Source organism: Aminobacter sp. HY435, from assembly GCF_027568395.1.
GTDB lineage: Bacteria > Pseudomonadota > Alphaproteobacteria > Rhizobiales > Rhizobiaceae > Aminobacter.
Genome location: NZ_JANKZL010000007.1, coordinates 45,024 through 65,080 on the forward strand (window position 1 = coordinate 45,024; position 20,057 = coordinate 65,080).

A 20,057-nucleotide genomic window follows, 5' to 3' on the forward strand; every position below is an offset into this window, starting at 1 on the left:
ACCGAACCTAGCCGATGACGACGCGAGGTCAATGCGCATCGTAACCTCCATCCCTATGCTCCAGACAGGAAAAAGCCGGTCTTGCGACCGGCTTAAGCTGAAAGGGACGGGTGGAGGGGATGGGGGATGGGCAACCCGTCCTGCCACAACAACGCGGCTTGACCGAAATGGTTCCGCAAACCTCAAACATTTTCTGATTCTTTTTGCACGATGCCCGAAATGCCTTTGCGCGAGGTCGCCCAGTCGCGCCAGCTGTGTGCGACGACCGCGCCAAGCACGATCGCTCCGCCGGTCAGGCTGGCGGCTGGCGGCGCTTCTCCCAGGAACAGCCAGGCGAACAATATGCCGAACGGAACCTCCATGGTGCCGAGCAGGCCGGCCTCTGCGGCCGGGATCCGGCGCGCCCCCTCGGTCCACAAGATGACGGCAAGCGCGAACGTGCAGCCGAATGTCGCGAGCACCGGCCAGTCCGTCACGGGTACGTTCAACGGATCGCTGACGAACCACGCCGGAATGAAGCCGAGCAAGCCGGACACCGCGCCGGCCCAGACGACGGGTGCGTCGCGAAATCGGCGCACGAGAACGGCGTAGAGCGCGAAGGTAAGCGTCATGACCAGGGCCAGCAGGTCGCCTTGGACATGGCCGCCGCCAAGCCCCGAACGCACCATGATCGCGACGCCGACAAGGCAGGCGGCGGCGGCGATTGCCGTTTCGCGGCGAAACGCCTCGCCGATGATCAGCCAAGCGAGCAACGCCACGACGAATGGGACTGTGGCGTAGATGACGACCACGTTGGCGACGTAGGTGTTCTTGAAGGCTGCAATGAAGGCGATGCTGGCGATCGTGCCGAGCACCGCCAGCAGCCAACCGGGCCAGCCAAGGCGCAGGCTCTCGCCGCCAATTCCGCGGCGTCGCCATAATACATAGGCGGTCATCAGCAGGCCGCCGATCAGGCCGCGCCAGCACGTCACCGTCAGCGGGTCGGCGTCGATGGCCTTGGTCAGCACCCCGGCAAACCCGAACACCACGGTCGAGGCCGACACGAGCGCGACACCGAGCCTGTGATCCGAACCAGCCGGCATCGCGACCATCCTCTCTGCAGCACGATACTCTATCGCGCCGCTGCTGCCAGCCTGCTGTCAGCATTGCCATGCCGATGGGTCGATGGCGTGGTATTGTCAGGGCAGCGCATGCGGAGGAAGTCCATGGACGCCCAGGAACTAAAGGCTCTGCAGGGGCCGTTGAAGGATGCCTATCGCGACAATGCCGCGAGCGCGCTGATCACGCTCAGGGCGCGAGGCGCGGTCGACGACCAGTCCATTTCCTGCAAGATCGACACTGGACGAGCGCTTCTGACGGCGGGACTGCATCCGGCGACTGGCGGCACCGGGCTCGAGCTGTGCTCCGGCGACATGCTGCTCGAAGCGTTGGTGGCCTGCGCCGGCGTCACCCTCAGGGCAGTGGCGACGGCACTTGAGTTCAGGCTTGGCGAGGCGGTTGTTTCAGCCGAAGGCGATCTCGATTTTCGCGGCACGCTTGGCGTTACAAGGGATGCGCCGGTAGGGTTCCGCGCCATCCGGCTCGGCTTCAAGCTCGATACCGACGAGCCACAGGAGCGCATCGACGCGCTGGTCAAGCTGACCGAGCGCTATTGCGTGGTGTTCCAGACGCTTGCCGTTCGCCCGGAGCTTTCGGTGACCGTGCAGGGATAGGGGCGCCGAAGCGCCCCTGGACTGCTCAGTTCGCGGCAAAGCAATAAAACAGGCCGTCGCCGCCGGTGCCCTTGAGCGCCTCCTGGCTGCAGCCGCCACGCGATGCGTGCGAGGAATTCCAGGATTTCGCGGCAGCCGACTCGTCGAGCCCCATGCGGTCGTGGTGGCCCAACATGGCCGCCCCCTCGGTACCATCGAGGGTCCAGTCGCCGCAGGTCTGGTCGGCGATTTTCGTTCCGTCGGGGTTGGAACCGGTCAGGATGTCATGGCGGTTCGGCGTATCGCCGCGGCCGTTGACGGCATTGCCCTTTTCGTCGAGCGCGGTCTCCTTGTTGATGTTGTTGGCATCGCTGTGCAGCGAAGCGACATCGTCGGCGATTTTCTGGCCCTTGGCATTGACCCATGGGCCAGCGCCGATGCGGTCCTTGGCGTCTACCGAGCCGGTGGAGAGGTAGGCATGCCAGGTCTTGCCGGTGACGCCGGCGGCTTCCGCCAGGCTGGCACAATGGGCATCCGCACCCTCGAGGCCGCTCAGATTGGCGCCCTTGCCGGAGCCGGCGCTGGTGACGAAAAAGCTCATGGTGTTGTCTTGTGCATAGGCCGTGCCGAGACCGGCGCACAGGACTGCCGACACGAGAAGTAGGTGTTTCATGCGGATGTTCCTCCCTGTTTTCGTCGATCAGGCAAGCTAGGGCGAGTGGAAATCCGCCGCCAATCACGCTTGCGTGTCGCCAAAGTGGAATTCGAACGACCGTGCAGGATGCCGCTTGCATTGGCCAGACGAGCATCAGCAACGGCACCGCCGCCGCACTGCCGCGATCAGCGCGGCGTATGCGACCAGGTCGTAGCGGAACCGCCCCGGATGAACGCCGCCACCATCAACGCGATGCGAGCATGACCGGCGTCAACGCGGCAGCCGCGCGATCGTTGCGTCGGTCCCGGTGGAGTTGCTGGCAGACGCTGTCTCAGGCAGGCATCTGGTAGGAAGCCCAGCGCTCCTGCCTGATCTGGTAGATCTGGCCGGTGTGGGTCAGCGCCGGGTCGAGCATCGGCAGGATGTGCCTTGCCGTTTCCGACGGATGGGTCACGGTTTCGGGGTTTTCGCCCGGCACGGCCTGCGCGCGCATTGCGGTGCGGCTGGTACCCGGGTCGAAGATGTTGACGCGCAGCTTGGTATTCTTGGTCTCGTCGGCCCACGAGCGAGCGAGCGCCTCGACGGCTGCCTTGGACGCAGCGTAAGGCCCCCAGAATGCGCGCGCCGAATGCGCCGCGCCCGAGCTTACGACCACCGCGCGGCCGGCGTCGGACATGCGCAACAGCGGATCGACGGCGCGGATGACGCGCCAGGTGGCATTGACGTTGATGTTCATGACCTTGTCGAACACCTTGGCTTCGACATGTCCGATCGGTGCGATTACGCCGAGCACGGCCGCGTTGGCGACCAGAATGTCGAGCTTGCCCCAGCGCTCGTGGATCGAGCCGCCCAGCCGGTCGATGCCGGTCATGTCGGTCAGGTCGAGCGGGACGAGCGTGGCGCTGCCGCCGGCAGCCTTGATCTCGTCGTCAAGTTCTTCCAGGCCGCCGACCGTACGCGCAACCGCGATCACATGCGCGCCGGCCGCCGCCAGTTGCTTGGCGGCGTTGTAGCCGATGCCGCGCGAGGCGCCGGTGACGAGGGCGATGCGGCCGGAAAGGTCGGGAACGGTGGTCATCAGGGCATCCAGTTCGATCTTGATCGTTCCGCAGCCTGATAGGACGATTTTGTCTCGAACAAAACCCCATCGGGGCTGAATGGATGCCGCAGGTGCATGGCCATGCCCTATTTCTTGCCCACGATGTCGGAAATCCCGACTGCGCTGCGTCCTAGGATACGAGACTTACCCCACAGGAGGACATGATGGGCAAAACTGCTGCAATCCTGCTTGCCAGGCTGATCTTCGCCGGCGTCTTTGCGATGGCGGCCATCTTCAAATTCGCCGGTATGGCAGACACAGCCGCCTATATCTCCGCAGCCGGCTTTCCGTTTGCGCTGGCGCTGGCATGGATCGCGGCTTTCTTCGAGGTCGGGCTGGTGCTGGCCTTCCTCAGCGGCGCGTTCTTTTCGGAAGCGGCGCTCCTGGCCGGAGCCTATGTGATCTTCCTGGCTTTCGCCTTCCACGGCCCGTCGCACTGGCAGTCAAATCAGGCCGAGTTCGGCTTTTTCGTCGACCACTTCACCTTCCTGGCCGGATTGCTGTACGCAGCCGTTCATGGCCCGGGCGAGGTGCTGGCCGTTCGAAAGACGATCATGTCCAGCCGTTGAGCCGGTTGCTCCCGGACAAGCCCATGAGCGCATCACCGGCTTGGGGGCGGTCATCGCGACCACGGCAACGCCAAGATCCTGCTGCGGCCAGACATCAATTGTGGACGTAGCCTACTGTCCGCCGGTCGCCAGCAGCGACAACGTGCGGACGTTGTCGGCGCCTTCGTGGTCGAGCAGGCGGGTCGGATACTGGCCCGAGAAGCAGGCGTCGCAGAACTGCGGCTGCTCTTCGTTGCGGCCCGGTTCGCCCACTGCGCGATAAAGGCCGTCCAGCGACAGGAAGCCGAGGGAATCGACGCGGATGAACTCCGCCATTTCCTCGATCGACATGCGCGACGCCAGAAGCTTGGCCTTTTCCGGCGTGTCGACGCCGTAGAAGCACGAAGCGCGCGTCGGCGGCGAGGCGATGCGCATATGCACTTCCTTGGCACCTGCTTCGCGCACCATCTGCACGATCTTCTGGCTGGTGGTGCCGCGCACGATGGAGTCGTCGACGAGCACGACGCGCTTGCCTTCGATCATGCGGCGGTTGGCGTTGTGCTTGAGCTTGACGCCCATGTGCCGGATCGAATCGCCGGGCGAAATGAAGGTGCGGCCGACATAGTGGTTGCGGATGATGCCAAGCTCGAACGGCAGGCCCGCTTCCTGGCTGAAGCCGATCGCCGCCGGCGTTCCCGAATCGGGAACAGGCACGACAATGTCGGCGTCGACCGGGCTCTCGCGGGCCAGTTCGATGCCGATGCGCTTGCGCACGTCATAGACGTTGCGGCCTTCGACCGAGGAATCCGGGCGGGCGAAATAAACATACTCGAACACACAGAAGCGCGACTTCTGCGGCTCGAACGGGAACATGCTCTCGATGCCCTTCGACGTGACGACAACCATTTCGCCGGGCTTCAGGTCGCGTACGAAACGTGCGCCGATGATGTCGAGCGCGCAGGTTTCGGAAGCGAGGATCCAGGCGCCGTCGAGGTCGCCCAGCACCAGCGGACGAATGCCCAGCGGGTCGCGGCAGCCGATCATTTTCTTCGACGACATCGCAACCAGCGAGAACGCGCCTTCGACCTGGCGAACGGCGTCGATGAAGCGCGAGTTCAGGTCGCGTTCCTTGGACGTGGCGACGAGGTGAAGCAGCGTTTCCGTGTCTGACGTCGATGAAAAAATCGCGCCCTGCTTTTGCAGCGCGCGCTGGACCGTCATCGCATTGGTCAGGTTGCCGTTGTGGGCGATGGCGAAGCCGCCGTCGGCCAGCTCGGCGAAGAAGGGTTGCACGTTGCGCATGCCCGCGCCGCCGGTGGTGGCGTATCGCGTGTGGCCGATGGCCCGGTTGCCCTTTAGCCGGTCGATGACGGACTGCTTGGTGAAGTTGTCGCCGATCAGGCCGATGTGGCGCTCGACGTGGAACTGGCTGCCGTCATAGCTGACGATGCCGGCGGCCTCCTGGCCGCGGTGCTGGAGCGCATGCAGCCCCAGCGTGACGATCGCCGCGGCTTCCGGTCGGCCGAAGATGCCGAACACACCACATTCGTCGTGGAAATGATCATCTGCTTCCGCTGCAAGAGCGGTCGATGCGTCTGCCATGGGGCGAGGCCTCTCGTCGCAAAAAGGCTATATAGTGCCAAGGGGCGTGAAGGGCAACGGAAGTTCCGCGCCCTTCACGCCATCGTCAGTTGCTGCTCGGCGCCGGCTCGGCGGGAGCATCGGCTTCGCCTTCGGCGGGCGCTTCCGCGCCGCCTTCCGCCGGTGGCGTCGCGGTGCCGGACTCTTCGCCCTGCGGGTTGAGCTTCTTGAGGATCGAGTTCTCGGGATCCTCGGGCAGCAGGTTTTCAAGCGTCGTGCCGATGCTTTCGAGCAGCGGGCGCGACTTGGCTTCGGTGATCCAGCCTGGCGCCTTGTCGCCGACCAGCCAGTTGAAGAACAACAGGCCGACGGCGACGACCAGGACGCCGCGCGCTGCGCCGTAGAGGAAGCCGAGCGTGCGGTCGAGCGCCCCGATGCGGCTGTCGATGATGAAATCGGCGATCTTCATCGTGATGATGGTGACGACGATGAGCGCCACGACAAACACGATGCCGGCGGCGGCCGCCATGGCGATCTTTTCGTTGTCGATGTAGGGCTGAACGTAGGGCACGACCGGCTTGTAGAAGAAGAAGGCGGCAATGGCCGCCGCCGCCCAGGAAGCGATCGAAAGCACTTCACGCGAGAAGCCGCGCACCATGGCAAGCATCGCCGAAACCAGGGTGAAGCCGACCAGAATTCCGTCGAGCAGCGTTATCGGCATCGTCTCGTCCACTCCATGACGGCGGCTTTAGTCCGTCTCTTCCGCGCGGCTTCGTTTTGAGCCGGCTATCCGCGCCACCAGGTCCGCCAGCGCGGATGGTTGGAACGTCCCGGCATTTGTCCCGCCTGCGATGTCCCCACTGCCGGAAGGCAATACAGCCCTTCCGAACCCCAACTTTTCGGCCTCCTTAAGGCGCTGTTGCGCATGAGCAACCGGCCTCACCGCGCCAGAAAGGCTGATTTCGCCGAAATAGACGCAATCAGCAGGCAGGGCAATACCGGTGAGCGATGAAACCAGTGCGGAAGCTACCGCCAGGTCCGCCGCGGGTTCCGAGATGCGGTAGCCGCCGGCGACGTTGAGATAGACGTCGTGCTGGCCGAAGCGCACACCGCAATGCGCCTCGAGCACTGCCAGGATCATCGACAGGCGTGGCGAATCCCAGCCCACGACGGCGCGGCGCGGCGTACCAAGCGTCGAGGGCGCTACAAGCGCCTGGATTTCCACCAGCACAGGTCGCGTGCCTTCGATAGCTGCAAAAACCGCAGCACCCGGCGATTTGGCGTGGCGTTCGCCGAGGAACAATTCTGATGGATTGGCGACTTCGCGCAGCCCTTTGTCCGACATCTCGAACACACCGATCTCGTCGGTCGGGCCGAATCGGTTCTTCACGGTGCGCAGGATGCGGTAGTGGTGGCCGCCTTCGCCCTCGAAATAGAGTACGCCGTCGACCATGTGCTCGACGACGCGGGGGCCGGCGATCTGGCCTTCCTTGGTGACGTGACCGACCAGCACGACGGCTGCGCCCGTCGATTTGGCGTAGCGGATCATCGCCTGGGACGCGGCGCGCACCTGGGTAACGGTGCCGGGCGCCGAGTCGGCGAGGTCTGTCCACAGCGTCTGGATCGAATCGATGATGACCAGGTCTGGCCGCTTGCCGTCGGCGATGGTGGCGAGGATGTCCTCGACATTGGTTTCCGCGGCCAACTCCACCGGCGTCGAGGCGACGCCGAGCCGCTGGGCGCGCAGCCTGATCTGCGCCACCGCCTCTTCGCCCGACACATAGACCACGCGGTGGCCACGCGAAGCCAGCGCTGCGGCCGCCTGGGTGAGCAGTGTGGACTTGCCGATGCCCGGATCGCCGCCGATGAGCAAGGCAGAGCCACGGACGAAACCGCCGCCGGTCGCCCGGTCCAGTTCGCCGATGCCCGAGACGATGCGCGGTGCGTCCTCGATGTCGCCGTCCAGCGAGGTCAGCGTGACCGCGCGGCCCTTGCGCGCGCTCTTCAGCGATCCGGGGCCGGAGCCGATGCCGCCCGACGTGCCTTCCTCGACGAGCGTGTTCCACTCGCCGCAGGAATCGCACTTGCCGGCCCAGCGCTGGTGCGCGGCGCCACAATTCTGGCAGACGAACTGAACGCGGGCTTTAGCCATGGGGACGGGAATACATTTCTGCTGAGGGGGAACTGAGCATCGGCACGCCGCCTACTGGCCTTCTGGCCAGACCGGCAGGCGAGTAGGACAAGGTGGGAAGAAATGCGGTGTCGGACAAAGCCTATTCTTCTCCAAACCTCTCCGGCAAATGATGCTCGGGCGCGAGGTCGAAGAAGCGGGTGAACTCGCCCTGGAAGCCCAGGCTGACGGTGCCCGTGGGGCCGTGACGCTGCTTGGCGACGATGACTTCGGCCTTGCCGCGCACCTCGGCCATGTCGCCTTCCCACTTGATGTAATCGTCGGTGCCTGGCTTCGGCTCCTTGTTCTTGAGGTAGTACTCCTCGCGGTAGACGAAAATCACGACGTCGGCGTCCTGCTCGATCGAACCCGATTCGCGAAGATCGGAGAGCTGCGGGCGTTTGTCGTCGCGGCTTTCGACCTGGCGCGACAGCTGCGACAGCGCGATGATCGGGACGTTGAGTTCCTTGGCCAGCGCCTTCAGGCCGGTGGTGATCTCGGTGATTTCCTGGACGCGGTTCTGCGACGACTTGGCCGACGAGCCCTGCATCAGCTGGATATAGTCGATGATGATGAGGTCGAGGCCGCGCTGGCGCTTGAGGCGGCGGGCGCGCGCCGAGAGCTGGGCGATCGAGATACCACCGGTCGAGTCGATGAACAGCGGAATCTTCTGCAGCGTCTGGGTGCAACTGACCAGCTTTTCGAAGTCAGCCTCTGTGAGATCGCCGCGGCGGATCTTGGAAGAAGGCACCTCTGCCTGCTCGGAAATGATACGGGTGGCGAGCTGCTCGGACGACATTTCGAGCGAGAAGAAGCCGACGACGCCGCCATTTTCGGCCTTGAACGAGCCGTCCGCCTGCTGCGCCGGCACATAGGCGTGCGCCACGTTGAAGGCGATGTTGGTGACGAGCGAGGTCTTGCCCATGCCGGGGCGGCCGGCGAGCACGATCAAGTCGGAAGACTGCAGGCCGCCCATGCGGGCGTCGAGGTCGTGCAGGCCGCTGGCGACGCCGGAGAGATGGCCGTCGCGCATGTAGGCGGCGCTGGCCATGTCGATGGCGGTCTTGACCGCATCGGAGAAGCTTTCGAAGCCTCCGTCGTAGCGGCCGGTTTCGGCAAGCTCGAACAGGCGGCGCTCCGCGTCCTCGATCTGTTCGGATGGCGACATGTCGACAGGCGCGTCATAGGCGATGTTGACCATGTCCTCGCCGACTGTGATCAGCGCGCGGCGCGTGGCGAGGTCGTAGACGGCGCGGCCGTAGTCGGAGGCGTTGATGACGGTGACGGCATTGGATGCAAGGGCGGCCAGATATTGCGAGACCGTCATGTCGCCGACCTTCTCGTCGGCGGGCAGGAAGGTCTTGATGGTCACCGGGTTGGCCATCTTGCCCATGCGGATGAGCTCGGAGGAGACCTCGAAAATCTTGCGGTGCAGCGGTTCGTAAAAGTGGGTTGCCTTGAGGAAGTCGGAGACGCGGTAAAAGGCGTCGTTGTTGACCAGCATTGCGCCGAGCAGCGCCTGTTCGGCCTCGATGTTGTTCGGGGCTTCCCGATAGAGCGGGGTCGCTTCCGCCACTTCGAACTTGCGCGCTGCCTCTGCCAATGTCGTCCCCAATCCGTTGCCGAACGTTCCCAGTAGCAGAGCCAGGACCAAAACCGCCCATCGTCATTTCAACTGGTCACGCTATTCACACTCGTCCACAGGCACGGGCGCTGGACGGTGGAAACCGGTTGACGCGATTCGCAAGGATTTTAGCGTCGAGCCGACAAGAACAAAACAGGAATATTTGTGGAGCGTTGAATTCCCTAACAAAGCGCCCGGCGAGTCGACGCGCAGATCGCCAAGCTTCTTGTTGATTTTGCTTGGATATTCGATGATCGTTGTCCTCCCTAGGGGGATTTTCATCGCGATGCGGCACATGGCGATGCGTTTGCCCTGCGGGTCCCAGGGGCCAATTCGCGCTGTGTTTGCGCATTGGCCTCATCTGCTTGAGGAGGCAACATGCGTATTCTTCGCCCGGCGACGGCTCGAGTGGGCTGGCTGGCATCCACTGCCATGGCTTTGTTGGGGTCGACGCAAGCCGGCATTGCCGCTTGCGACCTGACGCCGACCGTCGGCAACAGCATCTATGTCTGCGACAGCGGCGCGAGTGCAGGGCTGACCGACACTACAGGCAGCAACACGCTGACCATGCCGGGTGGTGGCACCGGCACGATCAATGGCACCGTCACCTTCGGGGGAGGTGTCGACCGCGTTGAAATCCATAGCGGCACCATAACCGGCAACGTCCAGCAAGGCGGCGGAACCGACGATTTCGTGATGACCGGCGGCCAGATCCAGTCGCTCAGCCAGGGTGACGGGCTCGACACGTTTTTCATGTCTGGCGGTCGTATCGTCGATTTCTTCGAGGATGGCGACACGGCATATATGACCGGCGGCCGCATCGGCCGCGTCAACATGAAGCTCGATGACAATCTGTTCGATATGTCTGGCGGCACCATCGACAAGAACCTGGTCACCGGCTTCGGCAATGACACCATCATCCTTTCGGGCGGCACGATCGGCGGCAACATCAGTGTCAGCGGCGGCACCGACAGTGTGACGGTGACAGGCGGCTCCGTCGGCGGCAGCGTGCTGTTGAGTGTCGGCACGGATACCTTCACATGGGACGGTGGCGGCATCATCTACGGCACTGTCGATCTTGGCGGTGACAGTGACACGGCAAAGCTCTCCAATCTCAGCAACGCCAACATCGGTGCGACTGTTGCGATCAATGGCGGCGACGGCACGGACAGCCTGACTTTCGACAATGTCTCGGCAGCCGGCATCGCGCGGTTCCAGAATTGGGAAACGATCGACGCCACCAATGACACCGAACTGACCTTCGACGGCAATCTTGTGCTCGGCGACGCCGGCACCGGAACTGGCACGCTGACGGTCGATGCCACCAGCACCCTGTTCGGCGGTGGGGTCAATGCAAGCGTGCTGGCCGTCAGCGGGCTGGCAAATGTCATCAATGCCGGCCGCATTGATCTGACCAGTGGCGGTGGTGGCACTGGCGATACGTTCACGATCAATGGCAACTACCAGGGCAATGGCGGATTGCTGTTCCTCGACACCGTGCTCGGCAGCGACGGCTCGGCCTCGGACAAGCTGGTCATATCTGGCGGCGCCGCTACCGGCTCGACGGGCATAGAGGTTGTCAATGCCGGCGGTGCCGGCGGTTTGACTGTCGCGGATGGCATCCTGGTGGTCGAGGCGATCGGCGGTGCGACGACCGGAGGTGCCTTCGCCCTTGCCAGTCGAGTGGCCGCCGGCGCCTACGAGTATCTGCTGTTCAAGGGCGACGCTGCCGGTGCAGGCGAGAACTGGTATCTGCGCTCGACGATGTCTTCGACCAGTCCCGAACCAGCGCCGGGGCCTTCGCCGATCGAACCAAATCCTCAACCTGCGCCCGTTGATCCCGAAACAGCGCCACCGCCGCCGACGTCAGGCATACCGCCTGTTGCGATTCCGGGTGAGGGCGACACTGTCACCCCGCCCGTTGACCCGACCCCGCCGGTGCTGCCGACGGATGAGGAGCCCGAGGCCCCGCCAGCACCTCCCGCCACTGGCGAGCCGACACCACCGCCACTGACCGAGACGCCGCAATTGGTGGTCAACCCGGCCGCCGTCATGCCGCTGCCCAATCCGGACCGGCTCGTAGGCGGCGCAATGCCGCTCTTCCGCGGCGAGGTTCCGACCTACGCGGTCATCTCGCCGCTCGCGAACTATCTGGCCATGTCGACGCTGGGCACATTCCACGAGCGCCGCGGTGAACAGCCCGAGGTGCAGGGTGCCGGGCAGATGCCGGCTGCATGGGGGCGCGTCTTCGGCCAGAGTGTCGATATGTCCTGGACCGGGACCCTGACGCCGAACTTCGACGGCACGCTGTTCGGCATGCAGGCAGGCCTCGACATCTATGGCCGGGAGACGGCCAGCGGCCATCATGACCGCGTCGGACTGTTTGTCGGCCACACGCGCGTCAGCGGCGATGTGAAGTCGCCGACGGTCGCGGGGCCGGTAGCGGATTTCGGCGACATCAACGCAAACAGCACCAGCCTCGGCGCAAGCTGGACCCATGTGGGTCCAAGTGGCTGGTATCTCGACGGTGTCCTGATGGGCACCCGGTTCGGCGGCGACGCCACCTCCAGCGGCGGCGAACGCCTGGATGTTGGCGGAACCGGCGTCACTGCATCTCTGGAGGGCGGCACTCCCATCGCGCTGACGCCGGAGTGGACATTGGAGCCGCAGGGCCAGTTGGTCTGGCAGCACGTGTCGCTTGACGACCAGGCCGACAGATTCTCGACGGTGTCGTTCAATTCCGACGATGTGCTGGCCGGTCGGCTGGGTGTGCGCCTGCAAGGCCTCTTCCAGACCGAAGCCGCTACGCTGAAACCCTATCTCAAGGCCAATCTCTGGCATGAATTCGACGGTGAGCAGAGCTTCGATCTCGGCGGCGACCCGATTGCCGTCGAGACAGGCGGGACATCAGTCGAATTCGGCGGTGGCGTGATCGCAAAGCTGACCGAACAGACCAGCCTGTTTGCCACGGCCGACTACACCACCAACATCGGCGGCGAGAAGAAGCGCGTCTTCGAGGGCAACATCGGTCTGAGCGTCAAGTGGTAAGGAGTTCGGCTCTGGCAAACCGTCACTTGCTTATGCACCCCTTGGTGCAAGCAGGATGACCGACGCCCCGAATATGCAGATGGCGGCGCCCACCAGATCCCAGCGATCGGGGCGCACGCCTTCGGCAAGCCACAGCCAGCCGAGCGAGGCGGCGATGTAGATGCCGCCATAGGCGGCGTAGGCGCGTCCTGCTGCATCGGCGTCGACCAGTGCCAGCAACCAGGCGAAGGCGATGAGCGAGGCGACTCCCGGGACGAGCCACAGCACCGACTTGTCGAGCCGCCACCACGCCCAGAAGGAAAAGCAGCCGGCGATCTCGGCAAGGGCAGCGGCGGCGTAGATGGCATAAATCATGAAACAGGCCCAGCTCGAGACGGAGACGGGCTTATTTCCTACAGGAGCCGCATGTGGCGCAAGGCCCGGTTGGGCAGGCGTCGCGCTATTCCTTGTCCCCGACCTTGCGCCTGCGGCTGGTCTTGGCTGCCGGCAGGGGGCGGCGATGCGCCATCTCGTGCATGGTCAGCGCCTTCTCGCATTTGGCAATGTAGTCGCGAGTCATCGGCAGTGTGTCGTTGCGCTGGGTCAGCTGGATCTGGAACACCATCAGGTCCTGCCAGCGGAACGCAGCTTCGGAGGCCGCGAGATAGAATTCCCACATCCGGCAGAATCGTTCGTCGTAGATTGCCTTGGCCTTGTCACGGTTGGCTGCGAAGCGCAGGCGCCAGTGCTTCAGTGTATCGGCGTAGTGAAGCCTGAGAATCTCGACATCGGTGACCATCAGGCCTGATTTCTCGATCGCCGGCAGGACCTCCGACAGGGCAGGGATGTAGCCGCCGGGGAAGATGTACTTGCGGATGAAGGCGCTGGTCGCCGTCGGCGGGCCGAAACGCCCGATGGCATGCAAGACCATCACGCCGTCGGGTTTCAGGCGCTTGGCAATCGTGTCGAAGAAGGTGCGGTAGTGGTTGACGCCGACATGCTCGAACATGCCGACCGACACAATCCTGTCGAAGCGCTCGACGAGATCGCGATAATCGCGGATTTCGAAATGGACGTTACTGTCGAGCCCTTCGGCCTGGGCGCGTTCGGTCGCCACTGCATGCTGTTCGGCGGAAAGCGTGACGCCCAAAACCTGCGCCTCGAACGAGCGCGCAAGATAGAGCCCAAGGCCGCCCCAGCCCGAGCCGATGTCGAGCACCGACTGGCCGGGCTTCAGCCGCAGCTTGGCGGCGATGTGCGCCTTCTTGGCCTGCTGCGCCTCTTCGAGCGTCATGTCGGGATCAGCGAAATAGGCACAGGAATACTGCATGTCGGCATCGAGGAAGAGCCGGTAGAGCTCGCCAGACAAATCGTAGTGACGCTCGACGTTGCGCTTGGCCCGCGCTGCCGTGTTGACCTGCTGGAAGCGGCGGAAGGCAACGCGCAGGCCCTCGATGGCCCGCGACCAGGCGGCGTCGACGGTGCCGTTGCCGAGATTCTGGAAGGCGATGCGCATGAAGCCGAATATGTCGCCCTCTACGATGTCCATCTCCCCGTCCATGTAGGCTTCGGGGACGGCCAGCGTCGGGTCGAAGGTGATGGCTCGTTCGGCTCGCCGCGTGCGGATCAGCATGTGGACCGGTTCACCACTGCCGTCGCCAAAGCGATGCGGTTGGCCATCAGGCCCGGTGACGGTCAGGTTACCTATGCGGACGAGTTTTGCGAAAATGCGCTGCAGCAACACGTTCATGGGCAATGCTCGCGATGTGTCAGTCCTGTTGTCAGAAACTGGTAACTGGCGCGCCCATGTTCAAGTTCCACCTGGCACAAAAAAAGCCCGGATGTTTCCACCCGGGCTTGGTCCAGAAAACTGGATCTGACAGCTGCGGCTGAGATCAGCCCTCGTCGCCTTCGCCGTCTTCGTTCGGATCAAAGAAGCTGTCCGGACGGGCGTTTTCGTTGATGTCGTCGCCGTAGATGGCTTCAGCGGTCGTCAGCGTCTCGCCCTTCGCCTGGCGCTCGGCTTCGTCAGCCGTACGTGCGATGTTGAGCGTGATGGTGACTTCGACTTCGGCGTGCAGCGCGATCGCCACGTTGGTCAGGCCGATGGTCTTGATCGGCTGGTTGAGCTCGACCTGGTTGCGGGCAACCGTGAAGCCTTCGGCGATCAGGATGTCGGCGATGTCGCGGGTCGAAACCGAACCGTAGAGCTGGCCGGTTTCGCCGGCCGAACGGACGACCACGAAAACCTTGCCGTCGAGCTGGTCGGCGACCTGCTGTGCTTCTGACTTGCGCTCGAGGTTGCGGGCTTCGAGCTGAGCGCGCTGGCCTTCGAACTTCTTCTTGTTGGCTTCGTTGGCGCGCAGCGCCTTGCCCTTCGGCAGCAGGTAATTACGGGCAAAGCCGTCCTTGACCTTGACGGTGTCGCCCATCTGGCCGAGGCGGGAAATGCGTTCGAGGAGAATGACGTCCATTGTCCTTGTCCTTTCGTTGGCTGCAAAGGCAGCGAAAAAAATTCAACGGGCAAGGAAGCAACTGGAGCGCATGGTGCGCCTGTTTCGCTGTCCTGCCTGTCGCGGCAGTTAGGGTTCCTGAGAAACCCAACCCGGGATTTTGAGGTCTACCCTACCGCGCCCGTCGCGAAGAGGAACATTCCGGCCCGGGGCAGGTGCCGCCGGGCCGGAACTGATATCACTTCACCACGTAGGGCAGCAGGCCGAGGAAGCGGGCGCGCTTGATCGCCTGGGCGAGTTCACGCTGCTTCTTCTGGCTGACGGCGGTGATGCGCGAAGGAACGATCTTGCCGCGCTCGGAAATGTAGCGCTGCAGCAGACGCACGTCCTTGTAGTCGATCTTCGGGGCGTTGGCGCCGGAGAACGGGCAGGTCTTGCGACGACGGTGGAAAGGACGACGGGTCGGGATCTGATTGATGTCGACCATTATTCTGCACCCCCTTCAACACCTTCGCGCGGACGGCGCGGACCACGGTCACCACCGCCATCGCGGTCGCCGAAGCTGCGCGGACCACGGTCGCCACGGTCACGATCGCCGAAGCCGCGCGACGGACGGTCGCCGAAGCCACGGTCGCCACGCTCGGAGCGCTCTTCGCGCTTCTGCATCATGGCGGAGACGCCTTCTTCATGCGCCTCGACCTTGACGGTCATGAAGCGCAGAACGTCTTCGGACAGGCCCTGCTGGCGCTCGACTTCCTTGACGGCAGCCGAAGGAGCAGTGATGTCCATGAGCGTGTAGTACGCCTTGCGGTTCTTGTTGATGCGGTAGGTGAGGGACTTCAGTCCCCAGTTCTCAACCCGGCCAACCGATCCGCCAGCTGCAGTGATGATGCCCTTGTAGTGTTCGACAAGTGCATCGACCTGCTGCTGCGAAAGGTCCTGGCGGGCAAGAAACACATGTTCATAAAGAGCCATAGTTCTTTGCCTTTCTTCGTTTCCATCTTCCGGTCCCGGCGGCTAGAGCCTCTGCGACCTCCCTGACCCTTCGGGGCCTTGCGGCCTCATCAGGGGAAGAAAGGAGCACGACGAGACGGTCGAGAGCGGAGACACGGGAGGCGGAAGCGTTTTCGCTTCACACGGCGGCTTTCAAGAAAACCTCCGGCCCTCCGTTCAGCCCCCAGCTGGGACCGGCAGATTGCGGGCGTCTACAGGCAAAGTGCCTCAAAGGCAAGGGCCAGCCCCGAGTTTCTCGGCAAAACCGGCAGATTTGCTGGCTTTGCCTCAGCCCAGGACGCCGGGCTGCAGGTAGAGCGGCGAACGGCTGCGGTTGGCCACGACCTTTTCGATCGTTTCCGGGAAGAATTGCTTGGCGCCCCGGCGCTTGCCGAACATCATGTCGTACTGCAGCCAGCGGAAATCTCGGATCGAGGGGTCGATCTCCTTCTGGCGCGACCAGTCGAACACCGACTCGCCGGTGGTCGGCATCAGCATGTTGCGGTCGACGACGCGGAAGCGGTCGCGTACGTCGCCGAGAAAGCCAGTGTAGTACGGGTGGCTGATACCGGCCGTCTCCAGCACGTGCAGCGGCAGGAACGCCGGGCTGATCGCGCCGATGTCGCGCGCAGCTCCAGTGCGGTTGGACCACACCACCAGCGGCGTCTCGTGCTGCGCCAGCATCTCGTCGATCGGCGCCTTGCGCTTGGCGACGGGCTCTTTCATGAACCCGGTCTCGACATAAACGGGACCGAGCGGCGGCAGGTGATCGCCGAAGAAGGCGATGACGGTCGGGCGCTTGCGCTTGCTGGCCCAGTCCATCAGGCGCTGCAGGCTGCGGTCGGCGTCGGAAGCGCCTTCGGCATAGGTCAGCGTGGAATCGCGTGCCCACTGCGAGATGCCGGGGGCTTCGACCTTGTGGGTCGTGTCCGTGTAGCGGTTCGGCTCGTACGGGCCGTGGCTCTGCAGCGACACCGCGAAGAAGAAGAATGGGTGGTCGGTCGCGTCGGCTTCGCGGATGATCTCTTCGGTAAGGGCCGCGTCGGACGCCAGGGGGCCGCGCTTTTCGAGCGCCGGCATGTTTTCTTCCGACATGAAGCGGTCGAAGCCGAACGCCTTGTAGACGGGCGCGCGGTTCCAGAACCAGCCGCCGAACGGGTGGATGGCCTTGGTTTCATATCCCTCGCTCCTGAAGAAGGTGGCGAGCGACGGCACCGGTGCGCGGACATACTGCTGATACGGGATCGAGCCGGCCGGCAGGAACGCGTTCGAGAACCCGGTCAGCGCCTCGAACTCGACATTGGCGGTCATGCCGCCGAACTCGGGCGAAAAGACATGGCCCGATTGCGCAGCGCGCACGCTCGGGATCGGGTCGGGCGTTATGTTGACGCCCGGAAGGCGCTTCGGATCCCAGAAGGACTCGCTCATCACGATGATGACGTCGGGCTTCTCCTCGGGCAGCACGGCGGCAGCCTTTTCCGGCTTGGCGATCGCATCGATCGCCTTTTCGGAATAGCCGTGCGGCGCCTTGACCTTGGCCATCGGCACGTTCAGCGCAAACGCGATGGCGAATCCGTTGGAAGCATAATTTTCCTTCTGGTCCCACATCATCGGGATGATCTGCAGGCGGTCGCGCGTCCATGAGAACGTGGCGTAGTCCATGATCGACACGAAGAAGGCGAGGGCCGGAAGGGCGATGGCAAGGCGCGAGATGCGCGCCCAGAACGTCATCACCGGTACGCGACGACGCCAGTGGCGCCAGGCGAAAACGAGCAGCGAGACGCCGACGATCAGCCCGGCAGCGATGCCGATGCCGGCCAGTGGGCGTTCGCGCACCAGCAGCGGCATCAGTTCGACGATCTGGCGCGCGTAAAGGAAATCGGTCGGATAGAGCGGGTCGCCGAGATACATCGACTTCTGATGGCCGACGAATGCGAGGCCAAGCGCTATAGGGGCCACGACAAGCAGGCCGTTGTAGGGACGGCCGAGCAGCGCATCGAGGCCAATCAGCAGCAGTGCGAACAAGGCCACCGTGGTCCAGCTCGGCTTGAACGGCTGCTGAAAGAAGTTGAGCGTGTCGACGAAAGAGCCGCGCGCGATGAACTCGATGGCGAAGACAAGGATTGCCGAAACCGCGAGGGTGACCATGACCGAGCGCAGCACGCCAAGGGCATAGGCACGCCGTCCGAGCGCCGCTACGGCCTCGTTTTCCTCGTCCTTGATCGCGGCCAGGCGGCCTGGAGCAACGTTTGCCAACTCAAATTCCTCGATGGCTCGACAGACGCGTCACGCAGCTGTCACGAAACCGTCATCCAAAACGCACTGCTTATGGCAAAATTGAGAAGCGGCAGGCAACAAAGCGTGTTTCGATTTAATCAGTTGTGATTAATTGCGCGCGGTGGATCAAAAAACGCTCAAGACTTGACTTGGTTGCGTGCATTGCGTCAGAGGCACACCGATCAAGCACCCGGAGACCAACATGGCCATCGCATTTACTTTTCCAGGGCAGGGCAGCCAGGCTGTCGGAATGGGCAAGGAATTGGCCGATGCATTTCCCGAAGCGCGCCACGTTTTCGAGGAAGTCGATGACGCGCTCGGCGAGAAGCTTTCGCAGCTGATCTGGGAAGGGCCGGAAGACAAGCTGACCCTGACGGCCAACGCCCAGCCGGCGCTGATGGCTGTTTCGATTGCCGCGATGCGCGCGCTCGAATCGCGCGGCTTCTCGCTCAAGGACAAGGTTTCTTATGTCGCCGGTCATTCGCTCGGCGAATACTCCGCACTCGCCGCCGCCGGTTTCGTCACTGTTGGCGACGCCGCCCGCCTGCTGCGCATTCGTGGCGACGCCATGCAGGCGGCCGTTCCGGCCGGGCAGGGCGCCATGGCAGCAATCATCGGCCTCGATCAGGGTGATGTCGACGCGGCCTGCGCCGAAGCGGCCCAGGGTTCGGTCTGCCAGATTGCCAATGACAATGGCGGCGGCCAACTGGTCATCTCCGGCGAGAAGGCGGCTGTCGAACGCGCTGCCGCGCTTTGCACCGCAAAGGGCGCCAAGCGCGCGCTGATGCTGCAGGTCTCCGCCCCGTTCCATTCGGCGCTGATGGCGCCTGCTGCCGAAAAGATGCGCGAGGCGCTGGCGGCGGTGAAGAAGAACGTGCCGGTGGTGCCGGTCGTGGCGAACGTCTCGGTTCAGCCGATCACCGATCCCGAAGAGATCGCCGCCCGCCTCGTCGAGCAGGTGACGGGCCGCGTCCGCTGGGCCGAGACGGTCGAATGGTTCGGCAACAACGGCGTCACAACGCTTTACGAAGTGGGCGCCGGCAAGGTGCTGTCGGGCCTCGCCCGCCGCATCAACAAAGAAATCGCGACCACTGCCATCAACAGCCCGGCAGACGTCGATGCGGCACTCGCCGCGCTCGCCTGAGCAATTCAAACGACCCACCCTGTGAAGGGTGCGCTCTTCAAGGAAGGTAGCAAAATGCTCGATCTGACCGGCCGCAAGGCACTCGTCACCGGCGCATCCGGCGGCATCGGCGAGGAAATCGCCCGCATCCTGCACAAGCAGGGCGCCATCGTCGGCCTGCACGGCACCCGCGTCGAAAAGCTCGAGGCGCTCGCCAATGAGTTGGGCGACCGCGTAAAACTGTTTCCGGCCAATCTTTCCGACCGTGAAGAGGTCAAGGCGCTGGGCCAGAAGGCCGAGGTCGAGCTCGAAGGCGTTGATATCCTGGTTAACAATGCCGGCATCACCAAGGACGGCCTGTTCGTGCGCATGTCGGATGCCGACTGGGACCAGGTCATCGAGATCAACCTGACGGCGATGTTCCGCCTGACGCGCGAGCTGACCCATCCGATGATGCGCCGCCGCCATGGTCGCATCATCAACATCACCTCGGTCGTCGGCGTCACCGGCAATCCGGGCCAGACCAACTACTGCGCCTCCAAGGCTGGCATGATCGGCTTTTCCAAGTCGCTGGCGCAGGAGATCGCGACCCGCAACATCACCGTCAACTGCGTTGCTCCGGGCTTCATCGAATCGGCGATGACCGAGAAGCTCAACGACAAGCAGAAAGAGGCGATCATGGCCGCCATCCCGGCCAAGCGCATGGGCACGGGCAAGGAAGTCGCTTCCGCCGTCGCTTATCTCGCTTCGGATGAGGCCGCCTACGTCACCGGCCAGACCATCCACGTCAACGGCGGCATGGCCATGATCTGAGTT

General features: G+C 63.7%; 18 protein-coding genes. 5 read left to right on the forward strand and 13 right to left on the reverse strand.

Annotated features, from left to right (window positions below; genetic code table 11):
• Window positions 1–182: 182 nt before the first annotated feature.
• Window positions 183–1,082 carry a DMT family transporter gene (locus PCJ21_RS11610; protein WP_269931568.1) on the reverse strand — a complete coding sequence of 300 codons (900 nt, stop codon included), beginning with the start codon at window positions 1,080–1,082 and terminating at the stop codon, window positions 183–185.
• A gap of 123 nt (window positions 1,083–1,205) precedes the next feature.
• On the opposite strand from PCJ21_RS11610, the gene PCJ21_RS11615 reads away from it, so the two are divergent.
• Window positions 1,206–1,712, forward strand: a complete 507-nt coding sequence (locus tag PCJ21_RS11615) for an OsmC family protein (RefSeq protein ID WP_269931569.1) — start codon at window positions 1,206–1,208, stop codon at window positions 1,710–1,712.
• 25 nt (window positions 1,713–1,737) lie between these two features.
• Here the strand turns inward: PCJ21_RS11615 and PCJ21_RS11620 are convergent, their stop codons facing one another.
• A complete protein-coding gene (locus tag PCJ21_RS11620) occupies window positions 1,738–2,364 on the reverse strand; it encodes a hypothetical protein (protein WP_269931570.1) in 627 nt (208 codons plus the stop codon).
• 313 nt (window positions 2,365–2,677) lie between these two features.
• A complete protein-coding gene (locus PCJ21_RS11625) occupies window positions 2,678–3,424 on the reverse strand; it encodes an SDR family NAD(P)-dependent oxidoreductase (RefSeq protein WP_269931571.1) in 747 nt (248 codons plus the stop codon).
• A gap of 185 nt (window positions 3,425–3,609) precedes the next feature.
• On the opposite strand from PCJ21_RS11625, the gene PCJ21_RS11630 reads away from it, so the two are divergent.
• Window positions 3,610–4,014 (forward strand): DoxX family protein, encoded by a 405-nt coding sequence (locus tag PCJ21_RS11630; RefSeq protein ID WP_269931572.1) that lies wholly within the window; start codon window positions 3,610–3,612, stop codon window positions 4,012–4,014.
• 111 nt (window positions 4,015–4,125) lie between these two features.
• Here the strand turns inward: PCJ21_RS11630 and purF are convergent, their stop codons facing one another.
• From purF to PCJ21_RS11650, 4 genes are all read right to left on the reverse strand, one after another.
• A complete protein-coding gene (gene purF / locus PCJ21_RS11635; protein ID WP_269931573.1) occupies window positions 4,126–5,595 on the reverse strand; it encodes an amidophosphoribosyltransferase in 1,470 nt (489 codons plus the stop codon).
• A gap of 85 nt (window positions 5,596–5,680) precedes the next feature.
• Complete coding sequence (locus PCJ21_RS11640) at window positions 5,681–6,295, reverse strand: CvpA family protein (RefSeq protein WP_269931574.1); 615 nt, start codon at window positions 6,293–6,295, stop codon at window positions 5,681–5,683.
• A gap of 27 nt (window positions 6,296–6,322) precedes the next feature.
• Entirely contained in the window at window positions 6,323–7,726 is a 1,404-nt protein-coding gene (gene radA, locus PCJ21_RS11645; RefSeq protein ID WP_269931575.1) for a DNA repair protein RadA, read from the reverse strand.
• Between the two features lie 121 nt (window positions 7,727–7,847).
• Window positions 7,848–9,347 carry a replicative DNA helicase gene (locus tag PCJ21_RS11650; protein WP_269931576.1) on the reverse strand — a complete coding sequence of 500 codons (1,500 nt, stop codon included), beginning with the start codon at window positions 9,345–9,347 and terminating at the stop codon, window positions 7,848–7,850.
• 399 nt (window positions 9,348–9,746) lie between these two features.
• Here PCJ21_RS11650 and PCJ21_RS11655 point away from each other — a divergent pair, with 399 nt between their 5' ends.
• Window positions 9,747–12,416 carry an autotransporter family protein gene (locus PCJ21_RS11655; protein ID WP_269931577.1) on the forward strand — a complete coding sequence of 890 codons (2,670 nt, stop codon included), beginning with the start codon at window positions 9,747–9,749 and terminating at the stop codon, window positions 12,414–12,416.
• Window positions 12,417–12,446: 30 nt separating this feature from the next.
• Here PCJ21_RS11655 and PCJ21_RS11660 read toward each other — a convergent pair whose 3' ends face one another.
• The 6 genes from PCJ21_RS11660 to PCJ21_RS11685 form a co-directional block, all read right to left on the reverse strand.
• Window positions 12,447–12,770, reverse strand: a complete 324-nt coding sequence (locus PCJ21_RS11660) for a YnfA family protein (RefSeq protein ID WP_269931578.1) — start codon at window positions 12,768–12,770, stop codon at window positions 12,447–12,449.
• Window positions 12,771–12,855: 85 nt separating this feature from the next.
• A complete protein-coding gene (locus PCJ21_RS11665; protein WP_269931579.1) occupies window positions 12,856–14,145 on the reverse strand; it encodes an SAM-dependent methyltransferase in 1,290 nt (429 codons plus the stop codon).
• Window positions 14,146–14,290: 145 nt separating this feature from the next.
• The gene (gene rplI / locus PCJ21_RS11670; RefSeq protein WP_269931580.1) at window positions 14,291–14,869 is read right to left on the reverse strand and encodes a 50S ribosomal protein L9; all 579 of its coding nucleotides are present in this window, start codon (window positions 14,867–14,869) and stop codon (window positions 14,291–14,293) included.
• Between the two features lie 217 nt (window positions 14,870–15,086).
• The gene (gene rpsR, locus PCJ21_RS11675; protein WP_018427106.1) at window positions 15,087–15,335 is read right to left on the reverse strand and encodes a 30S ribosomal protein S18; all 249 of its coding nucleotides are present in this window, start codon (window positions 15,333–15,335) and stop codon (window positions 15,087–15,089) included.
• Window positions 15,335–15,823, reverse strand: coding sequence for a 30S ribosomal protein S6 (gene rpsF, locus PCJ21_RS11680; protein ID WP_269931581.1), 489 nt, complete (start codon window positions 15,821–15,823; stop codon window positions 15,335–15,337). The genes rpsR and rpsF overlap by 1 nt, the downstream gene beginning before the upstream one ends.
• Before the next feature lie 306 nt (window positions 15,824–16,129).
• On the reverse strand, window positions 16,130–17,989 hold the full coding sequence (locus tag PCJ21_RS11685) for an LTA synthase family protein (RefSeq protein WP_269931766.1): 1,860 nt from the start codon (window positions 17,987–17,989) through the stop codon (window positions 16,130–16,132).
• 331 nt (window positions 17,990–18,320) lie between these two features.
• Here PCJ21_RS11685 and fabD point away from each other — a divergent pair, with 331 nt between their 5' ends.
• Window positions 18,321–19,262 (forward strand): ACP S-malonyltransferase, encoded by a 942-nt coding sequence (gene fabD, locus PCJ21_RS11690; protein ID WP_269931582.1) that lies wholly within the window; start codon window positions 18,321–18,323, stop codon window positions 19,260–19,262.
• Window positions 19,263–19,316: 54 nt separating this feature from the next.
• Entirely contained in the window at window positions 19,317–20,054 is a 738-nt protein-coding gene (gene fabG, locus PCJ21_RS11695; RefSeq protein WP_269931583.1) for a 3-oxoacyl-[acyl-carrier-protein] reductase, read from the forward strand.
• Window positions 20,055–20,057: the final 3 nt, after the last annotated feature.

Coding starts and splice junctions, on each gene's coding strand:
- fabD (WP_269931582.1), top strand. CDS start 18,321: ATGGCCATCGCATTTACTTTTCCAGGGCAGGGCAGCCAGGCTGTCGGA.
- PCJ21_RS11625 (WP_269931571.1), bottom strand. CDS start 3,424: ATGACCACCGTTCCCGACCTTTCCGGCCGCATCGCCCTCGTCACCGGC.
- rpsF (WP_269931581.1), bottom strand. CDS start 15,823: ATGGCTCTTTATGAACATGTGTTTCTTGCCCGCCAGGACCTTTCGCAG.
- rplI (WP_269931580.1), bottom strand. CDS start 14,869: ATGGACGTCATTCTCCTCGAACGCATTTCCCGCCTCGGCCAGATGGGC.
- PCJ21_RS11655 (WP_269931577.1), top strand. CDS start 9,747: ATGCGTATTCTTCGCCCGGCGACGGCTCGAGTGGGCTGGCTGGCATCC.
- PCJ21_RS11640 (WP_269931574.1), bottom strand. CDS start 6,295: ATGCCGATAACGCTGCTCGACGGAATTCTGGTCGGCTTCACCCTGGTT.
- PCJ21_RS11665 (WP_269931579.1), bottom strand. CDS start 14,145: ATGAACGTGTTGCTGCAGCGCATTTTCGCAAAACTCGTCCGCATAGGT.
- rpsR (WP_018427106.1), bottom strand. CDS start 15,335: ATGGTCGACATCAATCAGATCCCGACCCGTCGTCCTTTCCACCGTCGT.
- radA (WP_269931575.1), bottom strand. CDS start 7,726: ATGGCTAAAGCCCGCGTTCAGTTCGTCTGCCAGAATTGTGGCGCCGCG.
- PCJ21_RS11660 (WP_269931578.1), bottom strand. CDS start 12,770: ATGATTTATGCCATCTACGCCGCCGCTGCCCTTGCCGAGATCGCCGGC.
- PCJ21_RS11620 (WP_269931570.1), bottom strand. CDS start 2,364: ATGAAACACCTACTTCTCGTGTCGGCAGTCCTGTGCGCCGGTCTCGGC.
- PCJ21_RS11615 (WP_269931569.1), top strand. CDS start 1,206: ATGGACGCCCAGGAACTAAAGGCTCTGCAGGGGCCGTTGAAGGATGCC.
- fabG (WP_269931583.1), top strand. CDS start 19,317: ATGCTCGATCTGACCGGCCGCAAGGCACTCGTCACCGGCGCATCCGGC.
- purF (WP_269931573.1), bottom strand. CDS start 5,595: ATGGCAGACGCATCGACCGCTCTTGCAGCGGAAGCAGATGATCATTTC.
- PCJ21_RS11630 (WP_269931572.1), top strand. CDS start 3,610: ATGGGCAAAACTGCTGCAATCCTGCTTGCCAGGCTGATCTTCGCCGGC.
- PCJ21_RS11685 (WP_269931766.1), bottom strand. CDS start 17,989: ATGGTCACCCTCGCGGTTTCGGCAATCCTTGTCTTCGCCATCGAGTTC.
- PCJ21_RS11610 (WP_269931568.1), bottom strand. CDS start 1,082: ATGCCGGCTGGTTCGGATCACAGGCTCGGTGTCGCGCTCGTGTCGGCC.